General features: G+C 69.8%; 16 protein-coding genes. 10 read left to right on the top strand and 6 right to left on the bottom strand.

Annotated features, from left to right (window positions below; all coding sequences use genetic code 11):
• Window positions 1–32: 32 nt before the first annotated feature.
• From ACQP06_RS24285 to ACQP06_RS24295, 3 genes are read left to right on the top strand one after another with little or no spacing between them, the layout of a single operon-like run.
• On the top strand, window positions 33–911 hold the full coding sequence (locus ACQP06_RS24285; RefSeq protein ID WP_433666770.1) for an ABC transporter ATP-binding protein: 879 nt from the start codon (window positions 33–35) through the stop codon (window positions 909–911).
• Complete coding sequence (locus ACQP06_RS24290; RefSeq protein ID WP_433666771.1) at window positions 901–1,800, top strand: ABC transporter permease; 900 nt, start codon at window positions 901–903, stop codon at window positions 1,798–1,800. Before ACQP06_RS24285 ends, ACQP06_RS24290 begins: the two co-directional genes overlap by 11 nt.
• Window positions 1,801–1,803: 3 nt before the next feature.
• The gene (locus ACQP06_RS24295) at window positions 1,804–2,856 is read left to right on the top strand and encodes an ABC transporter substrate-binding protein (protein ID WP_433666772.1); all 1,053 of its coding nucleotides are present in this window, start codon (window positions 1,804–1,806) and stop codon (window positions 2,854–2,856) included.
• A 49-nt stretch (window positions 2,857–2,905) separates the two neighbouring features.
• Here the strand turns inward: ACQP06_RS24295 and rarD are convergent, their stop codons facing one another.
• Window positions 2,906–3,832 (bottom strand): EamA family transporter RarD, encoded by a 927-nt coding sequence (gene rarD / locus ACQP06_RS24300; RefSeq protein WP_433673419.1) that lies wholly within the window; start codon window positions 3,830–3,832, stop codon window positions 2,906–2,908.
• Between the two features lie 208 nt (window positions 3,833–4,040).
• Here rarD and ACQP06_RS24305 point away from each other — a divergent pair, with 208 nt between their 5' ends.
• Both ACQP06_RS24305 and ACQP06_RS24310 read left to right on the top strand, forming a co-directional pair.
• Window positions 4,041–6,512 carry an HAD-IC family P-type ATPase gene (locus ACQP06_RS24305; protein ID WP_433666773.1) on the top strand — a complete coding sequence of 824 codons (2,472 nt, stop codon included), beginning with the start codon at window positions 4,041–4,043 and terminating at the stop codon, window positions 6,510–6,512.
• Between the two features lie 138 nt (window positions 6,513–6,650).
• Window positions 6,651–7,478: a PhzF family phenazine biosynthesis protein gene (locus ACQP06_RS24310; protein ID WP_357095111.1), complete on the top strand. Its 828-nt coding sequence runs from the start codon at window positions 6,651–6,653 to the stop codon at window positions 7,476–7,478.
• Window positions 7,479–7,486: 8 nt separating this feature from the next.
• On the opposite strand, the gene ACQP06_RS24315 is transcribed toward ACQP06_RS24310, so the two are convergent.
• On the bottom strand, window positions 7,487–8,398 hold the full coding sequence (locus tag ACQP06_RS24315) for an ADP-ribosylglycohydrolase family protein (RefSeq protein ID WP_433666774.1): 912 nt from the start codon (window positions 8,396–8,398) through the stop codon (window positions 7,487–7,489).
• Window positions 8,399–8,617: 219 nt separating this feature from the next.
• Here ACQP06_RS24315 and ACQP06_RS24320 point away from each other — a divergent pair, with 219 nt between their 5' ends.
• Genes ACQP06_RS24320 through ACQP06_RS24330 form a run of 3 tightly spaced genes read left to right on the top strand, consistent with a single transcriptional unit; the run spans window position 8,618 to window position 10,177 of the window.
• Window positions 8,618–9,412 (top strand): acyl-[acyl-carrier-protein] thioesterase, encoded by a 795-nt coding sequence (locus ACQP06_RS24320; RefSeq protein WP_433666775.1) that lies wholly within the window; start codon window positions 8,618–8,620, stop codon window positions 9,410–9,412.
• Window positions 9,412–10,005, top strand: coding sequence for a pyridoxamine 5'-phosphate oxidase family protein (locus ACQP06_RS24325; RefSeq protein WP_433666776.1), 594 nt, complete (start codon window positions 9,412–9,414; stop codon window positions 10,003–10,005). The genes ACQP06_RS24320 and ACQP06_RS24325 overlap by 1 nt, the downstream gene beginning before the upstream one ends.
• On the top strand, window positions 9,986–10,177 hold the full coding sequence (locus ACQP06_RS24330; protein ID WP_433666777.1) for a hypothetical protein: 192 nt from the start codon (window positions 9,986–9,988) through the stop codon (window positions 10,175–10,177). Before ACQP06_RS24325 ends, ACQP06_RS24330 begins: the two co-directional genes overlap by 20 nt.
• 305 nt (window positions 10,178–10,482) lie before the next feature.
• Here the strand turns inward: ACQP06_RS24330 and ACQP06_RS24335 are convergent, their stop codons facing one another.
• Genes ACQP06_RS24335 through lspA form a run of 3 tightly spaced genes read right to left on the bottom strand, consistent with a single transcriptional unit; the run spans window position 10,483 to window position 12,764 of the window.
• On the bottom strand, window positions 10,483–11,169 hold the full coding sequence (locus ACQP06_RS24335; protein WP_433666778.1) for a hypothetical protein: 687 nt from the start codon (window positions 11,167–11,169) through the stop codon (window positions 10,483–10,485).
• Window positions 11,170–11,181: 12 nt separating this feature from the next.
• The gene (locus ACQP06_RS24340) at window positions 11,182–12,108 is read right to left on the bottom strand and encodes an RluA family pseudouridine synthase (protein ID WP_357095098.1); all 927 of its coding nucleotides are present in this window, start codon (window positions 12,106–12,108) and stop codon (window positions 11,182–11,184) included.
• On the bottom strand, window positions 12,105–12,764 hold the full coding sequence (gene lspA, locus ACQP06_RS24345) for a signal peptidase II (RefSeq protein WP_433666779.1): 660 nt from the start codon (window positions 12,762–12,764) through the stop codon (window positions 12,105–12,107). The genes ACQP06_RS24340 and lspA overlap by 4 nt, the downstream gene beginning before the upstream one ends.
• 266 nt (window positions 12,765–13,030) lie before the next feature.
• Between lspA and ACQP06_RS24350 the strand changes: the two genes are divergently transcribed.
• Window positions 13,031–13,930, top strand: coding sequence for a hypothetical protein (locus tag ACQP06_RS24350; protein ID WP_433666780.1), 900 nt, complete (start codon window positions 13,031–13,033; stop codon window positions 13,928–13,930).
• Complete coding sequence (locus tag ACQP06_RS24355) at window positions 13,918–14,631, top strand: hypothetical protein (RefSeq protein WP_433666781.1); 714 nt, start codon at window positions 13,918–13,920, stop codon at window positions 14,629–14,631. The genes ACQP06_RS24350 and ACQP06_RS24355 overlap by 13 nt, the downstream gene beginning before the upstream one ends.
• 132 nt (window positions 14,632–14,763) lie before the next feature.
• On the opposite strand, the gene ACQP06_RS24360 is transcribed toward ACQP06_RS24355, so the two are convergent.
• Window positions 14,764–18,063, bottom strand: a complete 3,300-nt coding sequence (locus ACQP06_RS24360) for an arabinosyltransferase domain-containing protein (RefSeq protein ID WP_433666782.1) — start codon at window positions 18,061–18,063, stop codon at window positions 14,764–14,766.
• Between the last annotated feature and the right edge of the window lie 54 nt (window positions 18,064–18,117).

The raw sequence follows: 18,117 nt of genomic DNA on the forward strand, positions 1-18,117 counted from the left end.
CGCCGCAGCGGCGGCACTGGAACGGAGCGGTAATGAGCACAACGACCACGGAGCGCGGTGGCACGACGCCACCGATCGAGCCGGCACCCCTGATCGAACTGCGCGGCGCGACCAAGCGGTTCCCCGGTAACAACGGCGGCATCCACACCGCGGTGCGCGACCTGAACTTCACCGTCGCCGCGGGTGAGTTCGTCGCCGTCGTCGGCCCCACCGGCTGCGGCAAGTCCACCACCCTGTCGCTGGTGTCGGGCCTGGAACCGGCCTCGGCCGGTCGAACCCTGGTGCGCGGCAAGGATGTCCGCGGCATTCCGGACGGCGTCGGCTACATGTTCCAGCAGGACGCGGTGCTGCCGTGGAAGTCGGTGCTCGAGAACGTGGCGCTGGGCCCGAAGTTCCGGGGCGTCGGCAAGTCCGAGGCGCGGGAGCGGGCGGCGCGCTGGGTGCACACGGTCGGGCTCGGCGGGTTCGAGAACTACTTCCCGCATCAGCTGTCCGGCGGTATGCGCAAGCGGGTGGCCCTGGCCCAGACCCTGGTCAACGATCCCGAGATCATCCTCATGGACGAGCCGTTCAGCGCCCTGGACGTGCAGACCCGCCAGCTCATGCAGGACGAACTGCTGCGCGTGTGGTCGGGCTCGGACGGCTCCGAGAGCCGGGAGAAGGGCCGCGCGGCGGTCATTTTCGTGACCCACGACCTGGAGGAGGCCATCGCCCTCGCCGATCGGGTCGTCGTCATGACCGCAAGTCCCGCGACGGTGTGCGGCGATTTCGAGGTCACGCTGGACCGGCCGCGCAATGTCGAGGAGGTGCGGCTCACCGAGGAGTTCCGCGACCTCTACAAGGAGATCTGGGAAACGCTGCGCGATCAGGTCGAGGCGGCTCGCACGAAGGGAGCGGCCCGTGTCGCTTGACGCATCGACGCTCGATGTCATGGACAAGACCGCCGCCGCACCGGAATTCGAGGTGGAGACCGAGGAGCAGATCCTCGCGCGGGTCCGCTCGCAGGCCCGCCGGAACAAGATCCGCACCTGGGGTCTGCGCGCCCTGATCGTGGCCGTGTGGCTGGGTTCCTGGCAGCTCACCGCCACCTACTGGATCGACCCGTTCTTCTACTCCAAGCCATCGCTGATCTGGGACCGCCTGGTCGAATGGTTCACCGAGGGAACCCAGTTCGGTTCGATCTGGCTGCAGCTGTACACCACCGTGCAGGAGGCGGTGCTGGGCTTCGCCATCGGCACCATCGCGGGCATCGTGCTGGGCGTGCTGCTGGGCCGCTCCCGCTACTGGGCCGATGTGCTGGCCCCGTTCATCAAGGCGCTCAACGCGGTCCCGCGCATCGTGCTGGCCTCGCTGTTCATCATCTGGTTCGGGCTGGGATTGCAGTCCAAGGTGGCCACGGTGGTGGTGCTGGTGTTCTTCGCGGTGTTCTTCAACGCCTTCACCGGCGCGCGTGAGGTGGACGGCAATGTGATCAACAATGCCCGCATCCTGGGCGCGAGCCGCCGTCAGGTGCTGGGCTCGATCGTGCTGCCCAGCGCCACCACCTGGATCCTGTCGTCGCTGCACACGGCGTTCGGTTTCGCGCTGATCGGCGCGGTGGTCGGCGAGTACGCGGGCGCCAGCAAGGGTCTGGGCCTGCTGATCAGCAATGCCCAGGGCACGTTCGACGCGGCGGGCATCTACGCGGGCATGATCATCATCACCGTGGTGGCGCTGGTCGCCGAATGGCTGATCGGGCTCGCGGAGAACCGGCTGCTGAAATGGCGTCCGTCGCAGGCCGGTTCGGGACACGGGATCTGAGCCATGAAGTACCGCAAGCATATCGCCGTGATCCTGCTCGCCGTCGGCTCGCTGCTGCTGGCGACCGGCTGCCGCGACTCCCGCACCATTCCGACCGCGAACGGGCGGCCGCAGATCACCATCATGGTGGGCGGCCTGGAGAAGGTCATCTACCTGCCCGCCATGCTGACCGAGCGGCTCGGCTTCTTCCGGGCCAACGACCTCGACGTGCACCTGCTGGGCGAGCAGTCCGGCGCGAACGCCGAGACCGCGCTGCTCACCGGCGACGTGCAGGCCGTGGTCGGCTTCTACGACCACACCATCGACCTGCAGGCCAAGGACCAGTGCCTGAAGACCGTGGTGCAGTTCGCGGACGTGCCGGGCGAGGTGGAGCTGGTGTCCAAGGACGACGCTGCCGCCATCAAGTCGCCGGCGGACTTCAAGGGCCGGAATCTGGGTGTCACGTCGCTGGGTTCGTCCACCGACTTCCTCACCCAGGCGCTGGCCGGGCAGGCCGGGCTGGGGACCTCCGACTACACACGGGTGAAAGTCGGTGCGGGACAGACCTTCATCGCGGGCATGAACCACGACGGCATCGACGCGGGCATGACCACCGATCCGACGGTCGCCAAGATGGTCTCCTCCGGGGACGCCCGGGTGCTGGTGGACATGCGCAACGAGCAGGGCACCCGGGCGGCGCTCGGCGGACTGTATCCGGCCGCGTCGCTGTACATGCGGTGCGAGACGGTGCAGGCGCATCCGGACATCGTGCAGAAGCTCGCGAACGCGTTCGTGGAGACGCTGCGCTGGATCAAGGCCCACTCCCCCGAGGAGATCGCCGCCGAGATGCCCGCCCAGTACGCGGGCGGCGATCCGAAGCTGTACGTCAAGTCCATCACCGACTCGATCAGCATGTTCAACGGTGACGGCCTGATGAAACGCGAAGGCGCGGAGAACGTCCTGCGCATCCTCGGCCAGTACTCCCGCAATGTGGCACCCGTCAAGGACCGCGTCGACCTGGACGCCACCTACACCAACGAGTTCGTCGGCAAGGCCCAGGGCGCACACCGGCCCTGACCCGGCCGCCCGGAACCGCACACCGCATGAGGGGGTGTGCGGTTCCGCGCTAGGCGGAGGTCTTCGCGGCGCGGCGGGAGCGGCGCAGGGCGTCGGCGGTGAAGATGGCCAGCGCCAGCCAGATCAGCGCGAAACCCGCCCAGCGGGAGGCGGGCATCGGTTCGTGGCCGACGGCGACACCCCAGGTCAGCTGGAGCGCGGGCGTCAGGTACTGCAGGATTCCCATGGTGGACAACGGGACTCGCGGGGCGGCCAGCGCGAACAGCACCAGCGGGACCAGGGTCACCGGACCGGTCAGCATGAGCAGTCCGGTGTGCCCGGCCGAGGAGCCGAAGGTCGCGTTGCCGGTGAGCGCGATGGCGATGACCGCGATCAACGCGAACGGCGCGGCCGCCAGCCCCTCCGCCGCCAGCCCGGGCAGCGCGTCCAGCCGGATCACCTTCTTGACCAGACCGTAGGTCGCGAACGAGCAGGCCAGGATCAAGGCGATCCACGGCGGCCGCCCGTAGTCGACGGTCAGCACGATCACCGCGGTCGCGCCCAGCCCGAGCGCCACCCACTGCGGGGTGCGCAGCTTCTCGCGGAAGATGAGGACGCCGAACGCCACCGTCACCAGCGGGTTGATGAAATAGCCGAGCGCGCACTCCACCACGTGATGCGAGATGACCCCGTACACATAGGTGCCCCAGTTCAGCGAGATGGCGGCCGAGGCCACCGCCGCCAGCCGCCAGGTCCGCGCGTCGATCCGCCGCAACTCCCCTAGCCGCCCGGCGACCAGCAGCACCAGCAGCGCGACGACCAGGGTCCACAGGATCCGCTCGGCCAGCACCTCCCCCGCGCTGGCGAAGGACAGCAAACCGAAGAACGCGGGGAACAGACCCCACAGGAAGTACGCGCCGATCCCGAAAGCGATCCCGGTGTCCCGCTCGCCGTCGTGCCGCGTGAAGCGGCCACGCCACCCCCGCTCGGCCGTCACCGTCGCGGCGCCCGCGGCCGGGTGCGGGGCGGGGGACTTCGGATGCTGATGTCCTTCGGCCACTCAATTACGTTAGCGTGCGCAACAAGTCCTTTTCTCGATGTCCGATTTGTCGGATTTGCCTGTGACCTGGCACAGCGCGCATTTTCGACACCTCCGATTTCAGCTACACCTGGGTTAACGGCCCGGAAGGGCTAGCCTGGTCGGCATGTCGATCACCGCGCAGGCAGCGAGTCCGCCGAGCCCACCCGCGCTGGGGCTCACCTCCGCCGAGGTGGAGCAGCGGCGGCGGGACGGGCTGACCAATGACGTGCCGGAACGGGCCAGCCGGTCGGTCAAGGACATCGTCAGGGCGAACGTCTTCACCCGGATCAACGCCATCCTCGGCGTGCTGTTCATCCTGGTGCTGGCCACCGGATCGATCATCGACGGCATGTTCGGCCTGCTGATCGTCGCCAACAGCGCGGTGGGCATCATCCAGGAGATCCGGGCCAAGAACACCCTCGACAAGCTGGCCATCGTCGGACAGGCCAAACCGGTGGTGCGCCGCGACGGGCAGGCCACCGCGGTCACGCCGCAGGAGGTCGTGCTCGACGACATCATCGAACTCGGCCCCGGCGACCAGATCGTCGTCGACGGCGAGGTGATCGAGACCGAACTCCTCGAGGTCGACGAGTCACTGCTCACCGGCGAGGCCGACCCCATCGACAAAACCCGTGGCGCGCAGATCATGTCGGGCAGCTTCGTGGTGTCCGGCAGCGGCGCGTACCGGGCCACCAAGGTCGGCAAGGACGCCTACGCCGCCAAACTCGCCGACGAGGCCAGCAAGTTCACCCTGGTCAAGTCCGAGCTGCGCAGCGGTATCGACACCATCCTGAAAGTCATTACCTACCTGCTGATTCCGGCGGGCCTGCTGTCCATCTACAACCAGCTGTTCTCCTCCAAGGAATCCTGGCGGCCCGCGGTCAACGGCATGGTCGCCGCCCTGGTGCCGATGGTGCCCGAGGGCCTGGTGCTGATGACCTCCATCGCCTTCGCCGTCGGCGTGGTCCGGCTCGGCGCGCGCAAGTGCCTGGTGCAGGAGCTGCCCGCCATCGAGGGCCTGGCCCGGGTGGACGTGGTGTGCGCCGACAAGACCGGCACCCTCACCGAGAACGGCATGCGGCTGGCCGAGATCCGGCCGGTCGACGACAGCGGGCGCGCGGTGGACCCGGCGAACGACGGCCAGGCCCCCGAGGAGTTGCGCCGCGCGCTGGCCGCCCTCGCCGCCGACGACCCGCGCCCCAACGCGTCCGTCCTCGCCATCAAGGAAGCCCTGCCGGACGCCCCCGGCTGGCAGTCCACCGGTCTCGCGCCGTTCTCCTCCGCCAAGAAGTGGAGCGGCATGTCCTACGGTGAGCACGGCAACTGGCTGATGGGCGCGCCCGACGTGCTGCTGGACCCGGACACCGAGATCGCCGCCACCGCACAGGAGATCGGGGCCAAGGGCCTGCGCGTACTGCTGCTGGCCCGCAGCGACCGCCCGGTCGACGCGCCCGACGCGCCCGGCCAGGTCACTCCGGCGGCGCTGGTGGTGCTGGAGCAGAAGGTGCGGCCCGACGCCAAGGGCACCCTCGAATACTTCGCCTCCCAGCATGTTTCGACCAAGGTCATCTCCGGCGACAACGCGGTGTCGGTCGGCGCGGTCGCGTCCTCGCTCGGGCTGAGCGGCGGCGACGATCCGGTCGACGCCCGCACGCTGCCGACCGATCAGAACGAACTCGCGGACGTGCTCGACGAGAAGACCGTCTTCGGCAGGGTCCGCCCGGATCAGAAGCGCGCCATGGTCGGAGCGCTGCAGTCTCGGGGTCACACCGTCGCCATGACCGGCGACGGCGTCAACGACGTGCTCGCCCTCAAGGACGCCGACATCGGCGTCGCCATGGGCTCGGGCAGCCCCGCCACCCGCTCGGTGGCACAGATCGTGCTGCTGGACAACAAGTTCGCGACCCTGCCGTACGTGGTGGCCGAGGGCCGCCGGGTGATCGGCAATATCGAGCGGGTCTCCAACCTGTTCCTCACCAAGACCGTCTACTCGGTGGTGCTGGCGTTCCTGGTCGGCATCGCGGGCATCGGGTCGCAGATCTTCCACTACAAGGCGATCGGCTACCCGTTCCTGCCCCGCCACGTGACGATCGCCGCCTGGTTCACCATCGGCATCCCGGCCTTCATCCTGTCGCTCGCGCCCAACAACGAGCGCGCCCGCACCGGATTCGTCGGCCGCGTCATGCGTTTGGCGATCCCGTCCGGCGTGGTGATCGGCGTGATGACGTTCATCTCCTACCTGATCGCCTACCGGGGACCCGATGCCGGAGAGACCGCGAAGGTGCAGGCCGGCACGACGGCGCTGATCACGCTGCTGATCATCGCGGTGTGGGTGCTGGCCATCGTGGCCCGGCCGTGGAACTGGTGGAAGATCCTGCTGGTCGCGGGTTCCGTTGCGGGATACCTGATCCTGTTCGCGGTGCCGTTCACGCGGCACTTCTTCAAGCTGGATCCGTCCAATGTCGCGCTGACCACCTCGGCGGTGGTGTGCGGCGCGATCGGCGTGGTGCTGGTCGAGGTGGCGTGGTGGCTCAGCGCCAAGTATCTCGGCGACACCCCGCACAACGCACCGGCCCTCCTGGACGAAAACGACTGAATCGCACGATGTTCCGGAGCGGCGGCGCACCCCACGGTGTGCCGCCGCTCCGCTGTTTCCAAACTGGTCGCATGGTTTGGCTCGCCGGGTGGTCGGCCGTCCTGGGCAGCGGTCGAAATCGCAGGTACCTTGTGCCCCATGGAGGTCTTGCTGCATCAGCTCGACGCATTCGCCGACGCGCCGTTCTCCGGCAACCCCGCGGCGGTCATGCCGCTGCTGTCGTGGCTGCCCGACGAGCTGCTGCAGCGGCTGGCCGAGGAGAACAACCTCGCCGAGACCGCCTTCTACACCTCCGCATTACCCGTGGAAGCGGGTGTGCCGCCGGACAACTCGCCCGCCTTCCACCTGCGCTGGTTCACCCCCACCGTGGAGGTCGACCTCTGCGGGCACGCCACCATGGCCACCGCCGCCCAGATCCTCGACGACATGCACCCCGGCGCGGACCGGGTGCACTTCTACACCCGCAGCGGCTGGCTGCGCGTCGACCGCGACCGCGACGACCTGGTGCTGGACCTGCCGTCGGTGGCATCGGTGGAAATCGATGCGCAGGAGGAACTTCCGCACCGGCTCGCCGAGGCGCTCGGCGTGCGGCCGCTGCGCGCCTTCGAGGGCACCGACGTGGTGCTGGTCGTCACCGCCGAACACGAAGTGCGCGAATCCCGCCCGAACTTCGCCGCCTTCCCCGACCTGAAACGCGCCGCCATCCTCACCGCCGAAGGCACCGAGGTGGACTTCGTCTCCCGCGTCTTCGCCCCCGGCCAGGGCATTCCCGAAGACCCCGTCACCGGTTCCGCGCACGCCCAGCTGACCCCGCTGTGGAGCCGCGAACTGGGCCGCACCAGCCTCACCGCCCGACAGCTCTCCCGCCGCGGCGGCTCCCTGCGCTGCACGCTGACGGGCGACCGCGTCCGCCTGACCGGCCGCTGCCGCCGCTACCTCGACGGCGTCGTCCGCATCCCGGACTGAGAGCCGCGTCAGCGCGCGACGATCTGCCGGGTGAGCGTGTCCAGGTCGTCGGCCCGGTAGCCGGGGTAGCCGTGCATGATCTCCCGCCACTCCGCGGGCACGGCCGACGCGCCCCAGCGGGCCCCGAGCAGGCCGCCCGCGATGGCCGCGGTGGTGTCGGTGTCGCCGCCCGCGCGGACCGCCAGTTCCAGTGCGGCCGGGAGGGTTTCGGCGTGGGTGATCGCCCACCACGCGGTCTGCAGGGCGTGCACCACCCAGCCGTTCTTGGCGAAGTCGGCCGGGACGCCGGTTTCGGCCTTGTCCAGCAACGGTTCCCAGAATCCGGTGTCCACCTGCGACAGCGCCTCCCGCAGGCCGTCGTAGGTGCCGAACAGCACGGCGTGGCGGATGGCGAGGGTCCAGAGTTTGCACGCCTGCATGGCCTGCATGTCGTAGTGGGTCAGGGAGCTCACCAGTTTGGCTGCCTTGCCGCACTTCTCGGCATCGTTGAGGTAGGCGAGGGCGACCGGGGCGGTCCGCATGAGCGACCCGTTGCCCGCCTTGAGCCCCGGCAGATCGTGCGCCCGCAGCTGCATGGCCCGGCCGGTCCGATCGCGGTGCTCGAGCACCTGCCGCGTCTGGTTCCCGATATCGACGGGCTTGGAGTCCCACCACGCTACGAATTCGGCGGCCACCGCGTCCAGCCCCTCGGGGCCGCACAGGTCGCCCGCCACCGCCGCCGCGCGGGCCACCGCGACCGCCATGGCGGTGTCGTCGGTCCACTCCCCCGGCGCCCACCGGAACGCGCCGCCGCCCTTCATATGGATCTCCACGTCGGGACCGGGATGGGTGAACTCGTATCCGGCACCCAGCGCATCCCCCGCCGCGGTCCCCACCAGCACGCCCAGGGCCCGATCAGCCTGCTCCGGCGTCAATTCCATCCGCAATCGCCTCTTCCGCTCCGATGCCGTCGGCATCGATCCGCCACGCGTATCCGATCCACCACGACGTTACCCACCCCGGGGCCACGCCGAACCGGGCATCCGCGGTCTTCACGGGTTCTGGACTACCCTCGGAATCACTCCGGTGCAGTGTCGCCGCCGCTGTTGTTCCGTGCACTCCCTCCCGCGACTCGGATGCAAGATCCGGAGGTTCTGCCGATGAAGAACCAGCTCGCCGGCCATTCCGACCGGGCCGCCGCGGACCCGCTGTCCGCGCCCCTGGCCCCCGTCCCGGGCTCCGGCCACATCTTCGACGTCGACCGCCGCCTGAGCACCGTCGACATGGACGAGAACCGGAAGATGCGCATCGACGGCATCGCCCGCCATCTCCAGGACGCCGGGGTCGACCATCTGATGCACATCGGCTCGCTCGAATCCCACCCGCACTGGATCGTGCGGCGCACCGTCATCGACGTGCTGCGCCCGATCGCCTGGCCCACCCGGCTCCGTGTCCGTCGCTGGTGCTCCGGCGTCTCCCCGCGCTGGTGCACCATGCGCGTCCGCATCGACTCCGAGGCCGGCGGCCTGGTCGACACCGAGGGCTTCTGGATTCACGTGAACAAGGCAACGATGAGCCCCTCCCGCCTCACCGACGAATTCTTCGAACTCATGGCCACCACCACCGACGACCACCGCCTGCGCTGGCGCCAGTGGCTCGACGCCCCCGCCCCCGCGGCCGAGGGCACCCGGTACACCTTCCGGCGCGCCGACACCGATCACTTCCGGCACATCACCAACACCGCGTACTGGCACGCCGTCCACGAATTCGCCGCCGACACACCCGGACTCACCCGCGGCCCGCACCGCTACATCCTCGAGTACAACAAGCCGATCCGCTTCGGTGAACCCCTCGACATCCACGCCGTCGACGCCCCCGGCGCGCTCACGCTCTGGTTCACCGTCGACCAGGAGACGCGCGCCATCGCCCAACTCCGCCCACTGGAGGACGACTGATGCTCCCCACCCCCGTTTCCGCCGAGGATCTCAATATCTACGGCCAGGCCGACCTGCCCTGGGACCGCGTCCTGAAGGCACTCGACATGGCCATCGGCCTCCCCGAGACGGCCGAATTCCTCAGCACCGTAAGCCCTTCCGGCAAGCCCAGCTCCGCCGGAATCGGCTGCGTCGAAGCCGACGGCCGGCTCTACTTCACGAGCGGACCGGCCACCAGGAAGTCCCGGAACCTGGCCTCGAACCCGAATTGCACGCTCTCACTCCGCCTCCCCGGAGTGGACCTGGTCCTCTCCGGGGAGGCTCACCGAGTTTCCGGCACGGTCGAACTCGACCGCGTCACGGCTGTCTACCGCGCGGGCGGATGGCCCGCGGAACGATCGGGAGACGAGGTCACCGCCCCCTACAGCGCCCAGAGTGCGGGTCCCGCACCATGGCACCTGTACCGCTTCACCATCCACTCGGCCGTCGGGGTGGCGCTGACCGATCCACACGGGGCAACCCGCTGGCAGTTCGCGCACCGAGGGATGGCGCTGTCACAGGAGCACTCAGATGCACCAGATGACGCTACCGAGGTTGAAACACCACGCAGCTGATCCGAACGATCCGTCGATCGGCGTGGCGGAGGTCGCCGGAGGCGCCGGAGCGGTGGCGTCGGCGCCGGCCGCGGGTGCGGCCAAGACCAGCAAGGGCGCCGCAAATACTGTCGCCGCTACGGTTTTCATGATCTTTCTGGACATTTTGCTTCCTTACCACGAGCTTTTGTGATGTCCGCGTCTACCAGGCTGCGTTGCCGAGCTACCGGACCTGACCACGATCGCGTCGCACGCCGAATCGGCTCTGCGACACCCGATTGGCTCTTTGGTGAAGTAGTAAACCTTGTGAAGCACATGCGACGTCCCGATCGGAACGCGCATTGTGGCCGGCCGAGAGCTACCGCATCGACCTGACCGGAAAGGACGTCATGTGGAACGACGCCAGGTAAGAGCATACCCCTGGCTATCAATCGATTCGGACGGAGCGAGCAGATTTAGTTGATGAAGATTCTGCAAAGTCGAGCGTCCAGGAACCGGTCAGCCGGCGGGGACGGGGCCGTCGTCGGGGCCCGGGACCGCGGCCTCACGCTGCTCGGGCAGGAGCGGCGAGACGGCGAAGACGGCGGCGGAAGCGTCGGCCGGTAGCGCTTCGACCGCGCGGATTCCAGGACGGGTGGCCACGGTTCGCAGCTGGGAGAGGGAGCCGTGGACGACGACGCCCACGACGCACGTGCAGTCGGCGCGCAGCCGGGCGGCGACGAGGTCCTTGACCTGCGTGGAGCGGGTGTCGAAGGTGGTGGTCGATTCCATCTGGGCGGCGGCGGATTTCACCGAGGCGACCGCGACGCCCTCCCCCGATGGCACACCGATCGCGATGATGGGCGTCGCGACCCGGTCCACCCACACGTGGTAGTCGACCTCCGAGACGCGCAGGCCCGCACTGAATTCGGGGATGCGGTCGGCGGTGACGCCCTCGGTGAAGGACAGCAGGGCCCAGTGGCCTCCGGAGTCGCTGCCTTCCAAGGACTTCCGGGCGCGGGTCAGGTAATCGGCCACCGGCTCACCGCTTTCCGGTCCCAGCCGGTCGGTCGCGATGATCCCCGCCCGCGGCGGGTTCGCCCAGCCCAGGACGAGGATCAGGACGACGAGAAGCACCGCCGCCGTGGCGATCCCGGCGCGGCGCGGGGCCGAGCCCGCCACGCCGCGCGGCCGCGGTGCATCCACTCGGAGCTCCGATCAGTGCTGACGCAGGACGTCGAGCGCGTGTTCCAGGTCGGCGGGGTATTCGCTGGTGATCTCGACCCAGCGGCCGTCGGCGGGATGGTTGAAGCCCAGCTGGCGGGCGTGCAGCCACTGCCGTTCCAGACCCAGCCGTTCGGCCAGGCGCGGGTCCGCGCCGTAGGTGAGGTCACCGCAGCAGGGATGGCGCACGGCCGAGAAGTGCACACGGATCTGGTGGGTGCGGCCGGTCTCCAGGTGGATGTCGAGCAGGCTGGCGGCCTGGAAGGCCTCGACCGTGTCGTAGTGGGTGACCGACGGGCGGCCGTCGGCGGTGACCGCGAACTTCCAGTCGTTGCCGCGGGCCCGGCCGATCGGAGCGTCGATGGTGCCGCTCGACGGATCCGGATGGCCTTGCACCAGAGCGTGATATCGCTTCTCGACGGTGCGGTACTTGAAGGCGCGCTTGAGCTGGGTGTAGGCGTGCTCGGACTGCGCGACCACCATCACGCCGGAGGTGCCGACGTCGAGACGGTGCACGATGCCCTGGCGCTCGTGCGCGCCCGAGGTGGAGATGCGGTAGCCCATCGCGGCCAGACCGCCGACCACGGTGGGGCCGGTCCAGCCGACACCGGTGTGCGCGGCCACGCCGACGGGCTTGTCCACGGCCACGATGTCGTCGTCGGCGTAGAGGATCTTCATGCCCTCGACGGGGGTCGCCTCGACGGTGAGTTCGCGCTTGGGCTCGGGGAATTCGACCTCCAGCCACGCGCCGGCGGTGAGCCGATCCGACTTTCCGGCCGCGACGCCGTCGAGCTGCACCGAGCCGTCCTCGGTCATGGCCGCCACCGCGGTGCGGGACAGGCCCAGCAGGCGCGAGAGCCCGGCGTCGACACGCATGCCGTCCAGGCCGTCGGGCACGGGCATGCTGCGGGTCTCCCTCATGCCGCCTTCCCCTCCGCGGTCGTCGCGGACGCGCGGTGCATGCGGGTGCCGTCGGGTTCGAAACCGAACACCGTCAACGCCACCAGCAGGATCGCGCCGCACACGATGGCCGAATCGGCCACATTGAACACCGGCCACCAGCCGACCGCCACGAAATCCACCACGTGACCCTGCAGCGGGCCGGGCGCTCGGAACAGGCGATCGATGAGGTTGCCGAGCGCGCCGCCCAGCACCAGGCCCAGGCCGATGGCCCACGGCAGCGAGCGCAGGGTGCGACCGATCCGGATCACGCCGATCACCACGGCGGCGGCGATCAGGGTCAGCAGCCAGGTCATGCCGGTGGCCATGGAGAACGCCGCGCCCGGGTTGCGGACCAGCGACAGCCGCGCCCAGTCGCCGATCAGATAGATCGGCTTGCCGGGGGTCATGGTGGAGACCACGATCGTCTTGGTCAGCAGATCCAGGCCGAGCACCACGGCGGCGAGCACCAGCAGATTGCGCAGGCGCAGCGGCTGCGACGCGGTCTCGGCGGGAGCGCTGTCCGACTCGGCGGGTTCGCCGGCGGGGGAGGCCTCGGCATCGATCGCGGGAACGGTCTCCCCTGGCGACTTGTCTGGTTCCTCAGCGCCCGTTTCGCGCGGCCGGTCGGTACTCACCCTGACATCATTCCTTATCCACGCCCGCGGACTCCGAACGGTCCGGGCCGGGCGGCTCCGAACCGCCGCGCGGGCCGACCCGGGGCCCGTCCCGGCGGACCGAAACGGCGGCCGCACAGGATCCCAGCTGTTTTTCAGGAACCCGTCGTAACCTGTTCGACGTGACGGTGTTGTCTTCCTCCCCCAGCTCGGCGAACGCCACCGCACCCTGTTCCGGAGCCCCGCGACCGCCTCGCCGCGGGAGCGCCCGCGGCCACCGTTCCGGGGTGCTGCTGCTGGTCCTCGCGGTCACCCTGACCGCCTTCGGCGTCGGCTGCAGCGACTCGTCGGAGACCACGGCCGAGGGCGACGGCACCGAGCCGGTGGGCATCAACAAAGAGGTCACCATGCCCATCGAGGCCGTGACCACCACCGTCGTCAACCCGGGCGCCGAACCCCGCTCCCCACTGCGCCGCACCCTGGAGCCGGGCACCAGCCAGCAGGTGACGTTGAGCACCGAGCACCACATCGAGCAGCAGATCAATCAGCAGGCGCAGCGCGACATCTCCCCGCCCGCGGTCACCATCCCGCTGACCGCGCAGGCCGAGGCCGACGGCGTCGAACTGACCGTCGGCAATGTCACCTCCCCCGACCCGGCCCTCGCCGCGGCGCTGACCCACGCCGACGGCTCCCACGTCGGTTTCGACGTGAGCGAGCTGGGCGCGATCACCGCGCTCAAGCTGGCCCCCAAACCGGCCACCTCCGACGCCGCGCGCGCCGCCCTGGAGCAGTCGTTCTATCAGGCCGTGTACCAGTCCATCGCCTTCCCGACCGAGGCCGTCGGCGTGGGCGCGGTATGGACCGTGCGGCAACAGGTTTCCGGGAGCGTCCCGCTCGAGCAGGTGACCACCTGCACCCTCACCGCTCGCGAGGGCAACGAGCTCACCATCGAACTGAACGTGGTGCAGAGCCCGAAGTCCGCGGTGTGGCATCTGCCCAACGAGGCGGGCCAGCTCGAGATCGTCGACTACCTGATGCACGGCACCGGCACCATCGCCGTGGATCTGGGCCTGCCGCTGCCGGTTTCCGGCCAGGTCGAAGTCGGCGGCAACCAGACCTACCGCGACCCGCGCAGCGCGGTGACCCTGCGCCAGACGCTGCGCACGGAGGTGCAGTGGGGAGCCTGACACGGCTGGCGTTGCTGGCGGGCGCGCTGGCGCTGACCGCCACCGCCTGCGGGAACAGCAAGGACTCCGGGGGCCCGCTGCCCAGCCTGGGCCCGGCCGTGCAGCCCACGCAGTCGCCGGGCGGCGCACCGGTTCTGGACGAGTACACACTGCGCTCGGATCTGCTGGATCTGACGGCCATGCCCGCGGGGTTCACCGCCCTGGACGATCCGCCGCCCGGCGCGTCGGGCGGTGCGGGCGCGAAGACCGATCCCGCTCAGTGCGCGAAGGTGCTGGAAGCCATCGCGGTGCAGGCGCCCGGCGCGGCGGCGCGCGCGGCGGCCCAGTTCGGCGGTATGAACTTCGCCAGTGTCGACATCGACGCGGCGTCCTATGCGAACGGCGGCGCGGCCCAGGCCTTCTCCGCCGCCCAGTCGCTGCTGACCGGGTGCACGAAGTACTCGGGCACCGATGCCGACAACACCAAGGTCGAGTTCCGGCTGGGTGGTTTGAATCAGCCGCAGGCCGGCGACGGATCGACCGCGTTCCAGGTCCGGACCACCAGCGAAGGCCTCACCCTCTACACCGACGTGAGCATCACGCTGGTGGGCTCGACCGTCGTGCAGATCGCCTACTCCGACGCCAAGGAACCCGATCCGCAGCAGCTCAGCGCCATGACGGCGGCCCAGGTGCGGAAACTGCGGGGAGCCGCGGGCCCCTAGCTGCCGCCCTGTCCGCGGCGCGCAGGAGCTACAGGCCCCGCGGCCATGCAGGGCTGAGTCCCCCAGAACGACACCGCCCCCGCTTCCGATCGGAAGCGGGGGCGGATCGCGGTCACGGTGTGACGGCCGAAGCTACTGCCAGCCGGTCACATTGATCGGCCCGGGATTCCACATTCCCGTGTGACTCTCGACGGTCACCGACGGCTTGGCGGTCTGGGCGGAACTGTCGATCCGCTCGAACCGCTGCAGCTCGCCCCAGTCCCGGCGCGGGTCGTTGTCCAGGAAGGTGGCGATGGTGACCGGACGCAACAGCATCGAGCTCCAGCCCAGCGCGCCGCCGCCGTCGTGGCTCTGCCACAGCGTGGTCATGGCCGCGCCGCCGCGGTCGGGCAGGATGCGGTACTCGGGCACCTCGGCGATGCCGTCGAGGTGATCGAAGGGCCGCTGGCACGGGAACTGCAGGCCCACTTCCCAATCCAGCAGCACGGGCTTGGCGCTGCCGACGTACTCCTGCAGCGTCACCGTGTGCGGGATGCGCGGCGGGGTGAGCGCCACCCACTGCTTGGGGTCGCTGTCGCGATCGGTGGCGACCACGCGAATCGCGGTGGCGGCGGCCGGGATCTCGCTCAGCGGCGTCCGCAGATTGCGCCAGGTCGGGGCGGGACCGATATCGATCGGCGTCACCCGGCCCTGCGCGACGGGCACGCCGTCGGCGCCGGGCACACCGTATTCGACCTCGACCGACTGGCCGGGGGTCACGATGCCGTCCTGGTCGACCGAGCGGATGCGGCCCGCGGCGGCGATCGCGATGATGCCGGAGCGATCCTTGGCCGCGGGCAGCGTGTACCAGCCGGTGGTCAGGGTGGAGATCGCCTCGGAGCTGTTGTAGCTGCCCAGCACCGGGGTGCTCGCGTCCAGCCCGAAAGGCAGTGGCGCGGTCGTGGTTCCGTCGGCGGTGCCGCTGCTGCGCCCGCTGACCGCGCTGGCGACGCTGCCGCCGGTGTCGAGGTCGTCGTCGGGGCGCAGATCGGTGGCGACGCCCTTGGGCGAGAAGCCGGTGGCCTCGGCGCCGAAGGCGCTGTGCGCGTCGCCGGTCAGTGGCGGCAGCATGCCCGCGTTGGGCTGCTCCTCCACCCGCACGTCGCGGGCCAGGCCGCACGGCTTGCCCAGCACCGCATCGATATTCGAGCGAGCCAGCGAGTACGCCGGGTACTGCACGACCGCGCCCTTGGCGAGCATGGCCACCTCGAACACGACCATGAAAGCGGCCGCCACCGTCAGCGGCGGGATCGCGATGAAACGCCAGCCCAGCTTCGAGATCCGGTGCGGGCCCGGCTTTTCGGGCGCGCGCACATGGAACCAGCCGGCGAGCGCGAGCAGCGCCAGTGCGATGCCCAGGAAGATCTTCGAGACCAGGAACCCGGCCAGCACCACCGGCTTGTCATTCCAGGAGATCGACCAGTTCGACACGTACCACCAGCCGTTGATGCTGGCGAACGCCGCGGCCAGCGCGAACGCCACCACCGCGGCGAACAGCGCCCGGTTGCGCGGCGACCGCATCACCCGGGGGCCGACCGCGACCGCGGTGAGCACCGCGACCACACCGGCCAGTCCGGCGTAGATGCCGTTGTGGTGGGTCCACTTGGTGGGGGTCAGCATCATCAGCAGGATGACGCCGACGCCGGTGCCCAGCACGCGCCGGGCCGGGCCCGAGGCGGTGAACGGGATCCGGCCGCCCTTGCGCAGCAGCACCGCCGCGCACACCGCCAGGCCGATCCAGAACACGAACATGCCGAAGCGCCGGGCCAGCGAACCGTCGATGGTGGGCATGAAAAGGTACTGGTAGCGAATATATTCGCCGTCCCAGTGCACATCCGGGCCGACCGCGGTGTGCACCCGGCTCATCTCGAACATCGAGGCCAGCGGCTGATCGCAGAACATGACCGCCAGCACCACGGCGCCGGCCGCGGCCACCGGAGCGGCCAGCGTGAGGTACGCGCCGAAGCGGGCCTTCAGAATGGTGAGCGCGCTCGCGTCGGGCGGGGTCGGCTTGCCCAATTCCGTTGCGCGCCGGTTGAGGATCCGCCAGATCGGCCGGATGCCCGCCAGCAGCGGAGCGAAACAGATGATGCCGGACGGGCCGACGGTACAGGTGAACGCGCCGATGCTGACGGCGATGCCGTAGGGCAGCAGCCGCCCGGTCGCGATGGCCCGCTCCACCGACACCCAGGTGAGCAGCACACCGAGAGCCACCAGCGGTTCCGGCCGCAGGCCGTTGTTGTAGGCCAGCCACACGGCCAGGAAGCCCAGCGCCCCGGTCCACACCGCGATCCGGTCGCGGCGCACCCGCGCGCCCAGGCGCGGGATCACCTCGCGGCTGAGCACCAGCCAGATCAGCACGCCCGCCGCCAGCGCGGGCAGGCGCATCCACACGCTCGCCGGGCTGACCTGCGCCATATGGCCGATCAGGTCGTAATACGGTGTGCCGACCGGAGTTTCGGGGACACCGAAGTAGCCGAAGTAGTTGGCCATGTATCCGGCGTGCAGGGACGCGCGGCCCATACCGAACTGGTAGCCGTCGTCGGAGGTGGTGGCGCCGATGAAGTGCCACAGCACCAGCGTGCCCAGCACCACGGCGTCGACCGGCTGGAAGGTCCACCAGTGCTTGGGCAGGAAGCGGCGGCTGCGGCGGCCGTCGAGGCGGTCCAGCCCGAACAGGGCGCCCAGCGCGACGAGGGTGCCGGCGATGGCCGTCCAGATGGCGATCCGCTTGAGCGGACCCGGGGTGGAGGTGAAGCGGCTGTCCACCGCCGCGGTGACCTTCGCGCCGTCGGAGACGGTCAGATCGCTGAAGATCCCGACCAGCTGCGGCCGGTAGTCACCGTTGAGGGTGACCGGCTCGACCGAGGAACCGGTCAGCGTCGCGGTAGAGGAGGTGAAGTCCGAGTGCACGGTGAGCGCGCAGCCCGCGCCCAGCTGGTCCACGGGCACGCTGAGCAGCGTCTTGTGGTGCAGGATCGCTTCCAGCTTGCCGGGCGTGGTGACGCCGTCGGCGGTGGTCGCCGCGGTGACGCGGGCCACGAATCCGTACTTCTCGAGGTCCGGCGCGCCATTGGGTCCGGTGGCGGCCAGGGTGCCGCCCTTGGCGCCCAGCTGGGCCACGGCGGCGCAGGGAATGGTGGCGTCGAAGCTCTGCGGCGCGTAGCTGATCAGCGGGGCTTCGACGCTCTGCGTCGAATTGCCCTGCGGCCAGGTCAGAGTGGTGTGGTCCACACGCACCGGCAGGAACGGCACCGCCAGCGCCGCGAGCACCGCGATCAAACCGGCGATCAGGGCGACAGGGCGTGCCCAGCCCCCTCGAGTCCGTCTCTCGGGTTCGGCACCAGCACTCCCGGCGGCATCCGGCCCCGCCTTCTCCAACACGTCCGTCACGACCGCAGATCCTAAGCGGTCCTCATCATCGACCGCCAAGAAGAGGACGAACCC

It is taken from the genome of Nocardia sp. CA-136227 (assembly GCF_050955695.1).
In the GTDB taxonomy this organism is placed as follows: domain Bacteria; phylum Actinomycetota; class Actinomycetes; order Mycobacteriales; family Mycobacteriaceae; genus Nocardia.

Bases quoted from the DNA above. Each gene is read 5' to 3' on its own strand.
- ACQP06_RS24310 (WP_357095111.1), top strand. From the start codon at position 6,651: ATGGAGGTCTTGCTGCATCAGCTCGACGCATTCGCCGACGCGCCGTTC.
- ACQP06_RS24315 (WP_433666774.1), bottom strand. From the start codon at position 8,398: ATGGAATTGACGCCGGAGCAGGCTGATCGGGCCCTGGGCGTGCTGGTG.
- ACQP06_RS24295 (WP_433666772.1), top strand. From the start codon at position 1,804: ATGAAGTACCGCAAGCATATCGCCGTGATCCTGCTCGCCGTCGGCTCG.
- ACQP06_RS24285 (WP_433666770.1), top strand. From the start codon at position 33: ATGAGCACAACGACCACGGAGCGCGGTGGCACGACGCCACCGATCGAG.
- ACQP06_RS24325 (WP_433666776.1), top strand. From the start codon at position 9,412: ATGCTCCCCACCCCCGTTTCCGCCGAGGATCTCAATATCTACGGCCAG.
- ACQP06_RS24340 (WP_357095098.1), bottom strand. From the start codon at position 12,108: ATGAGGGAGACCCGCAGCATGCCCGTGCCCGACGGCCTGGACGGCATG.
- ACQP06_RS24305 (WP_433666773.1), top strand. From the start codon at position 4,041: ATGTCGATCACCGCGCAGGCAGCGAGTCCGCCGAGCCCACCCGCGCTG.
- ACQP06_RS24320 (WP_433666775.1), top strand. From the start codon at position 8,618: ATGAAGAACCAGCTCGCCGGCCATTCCGACCGGGCCGCCGCGGACCCG.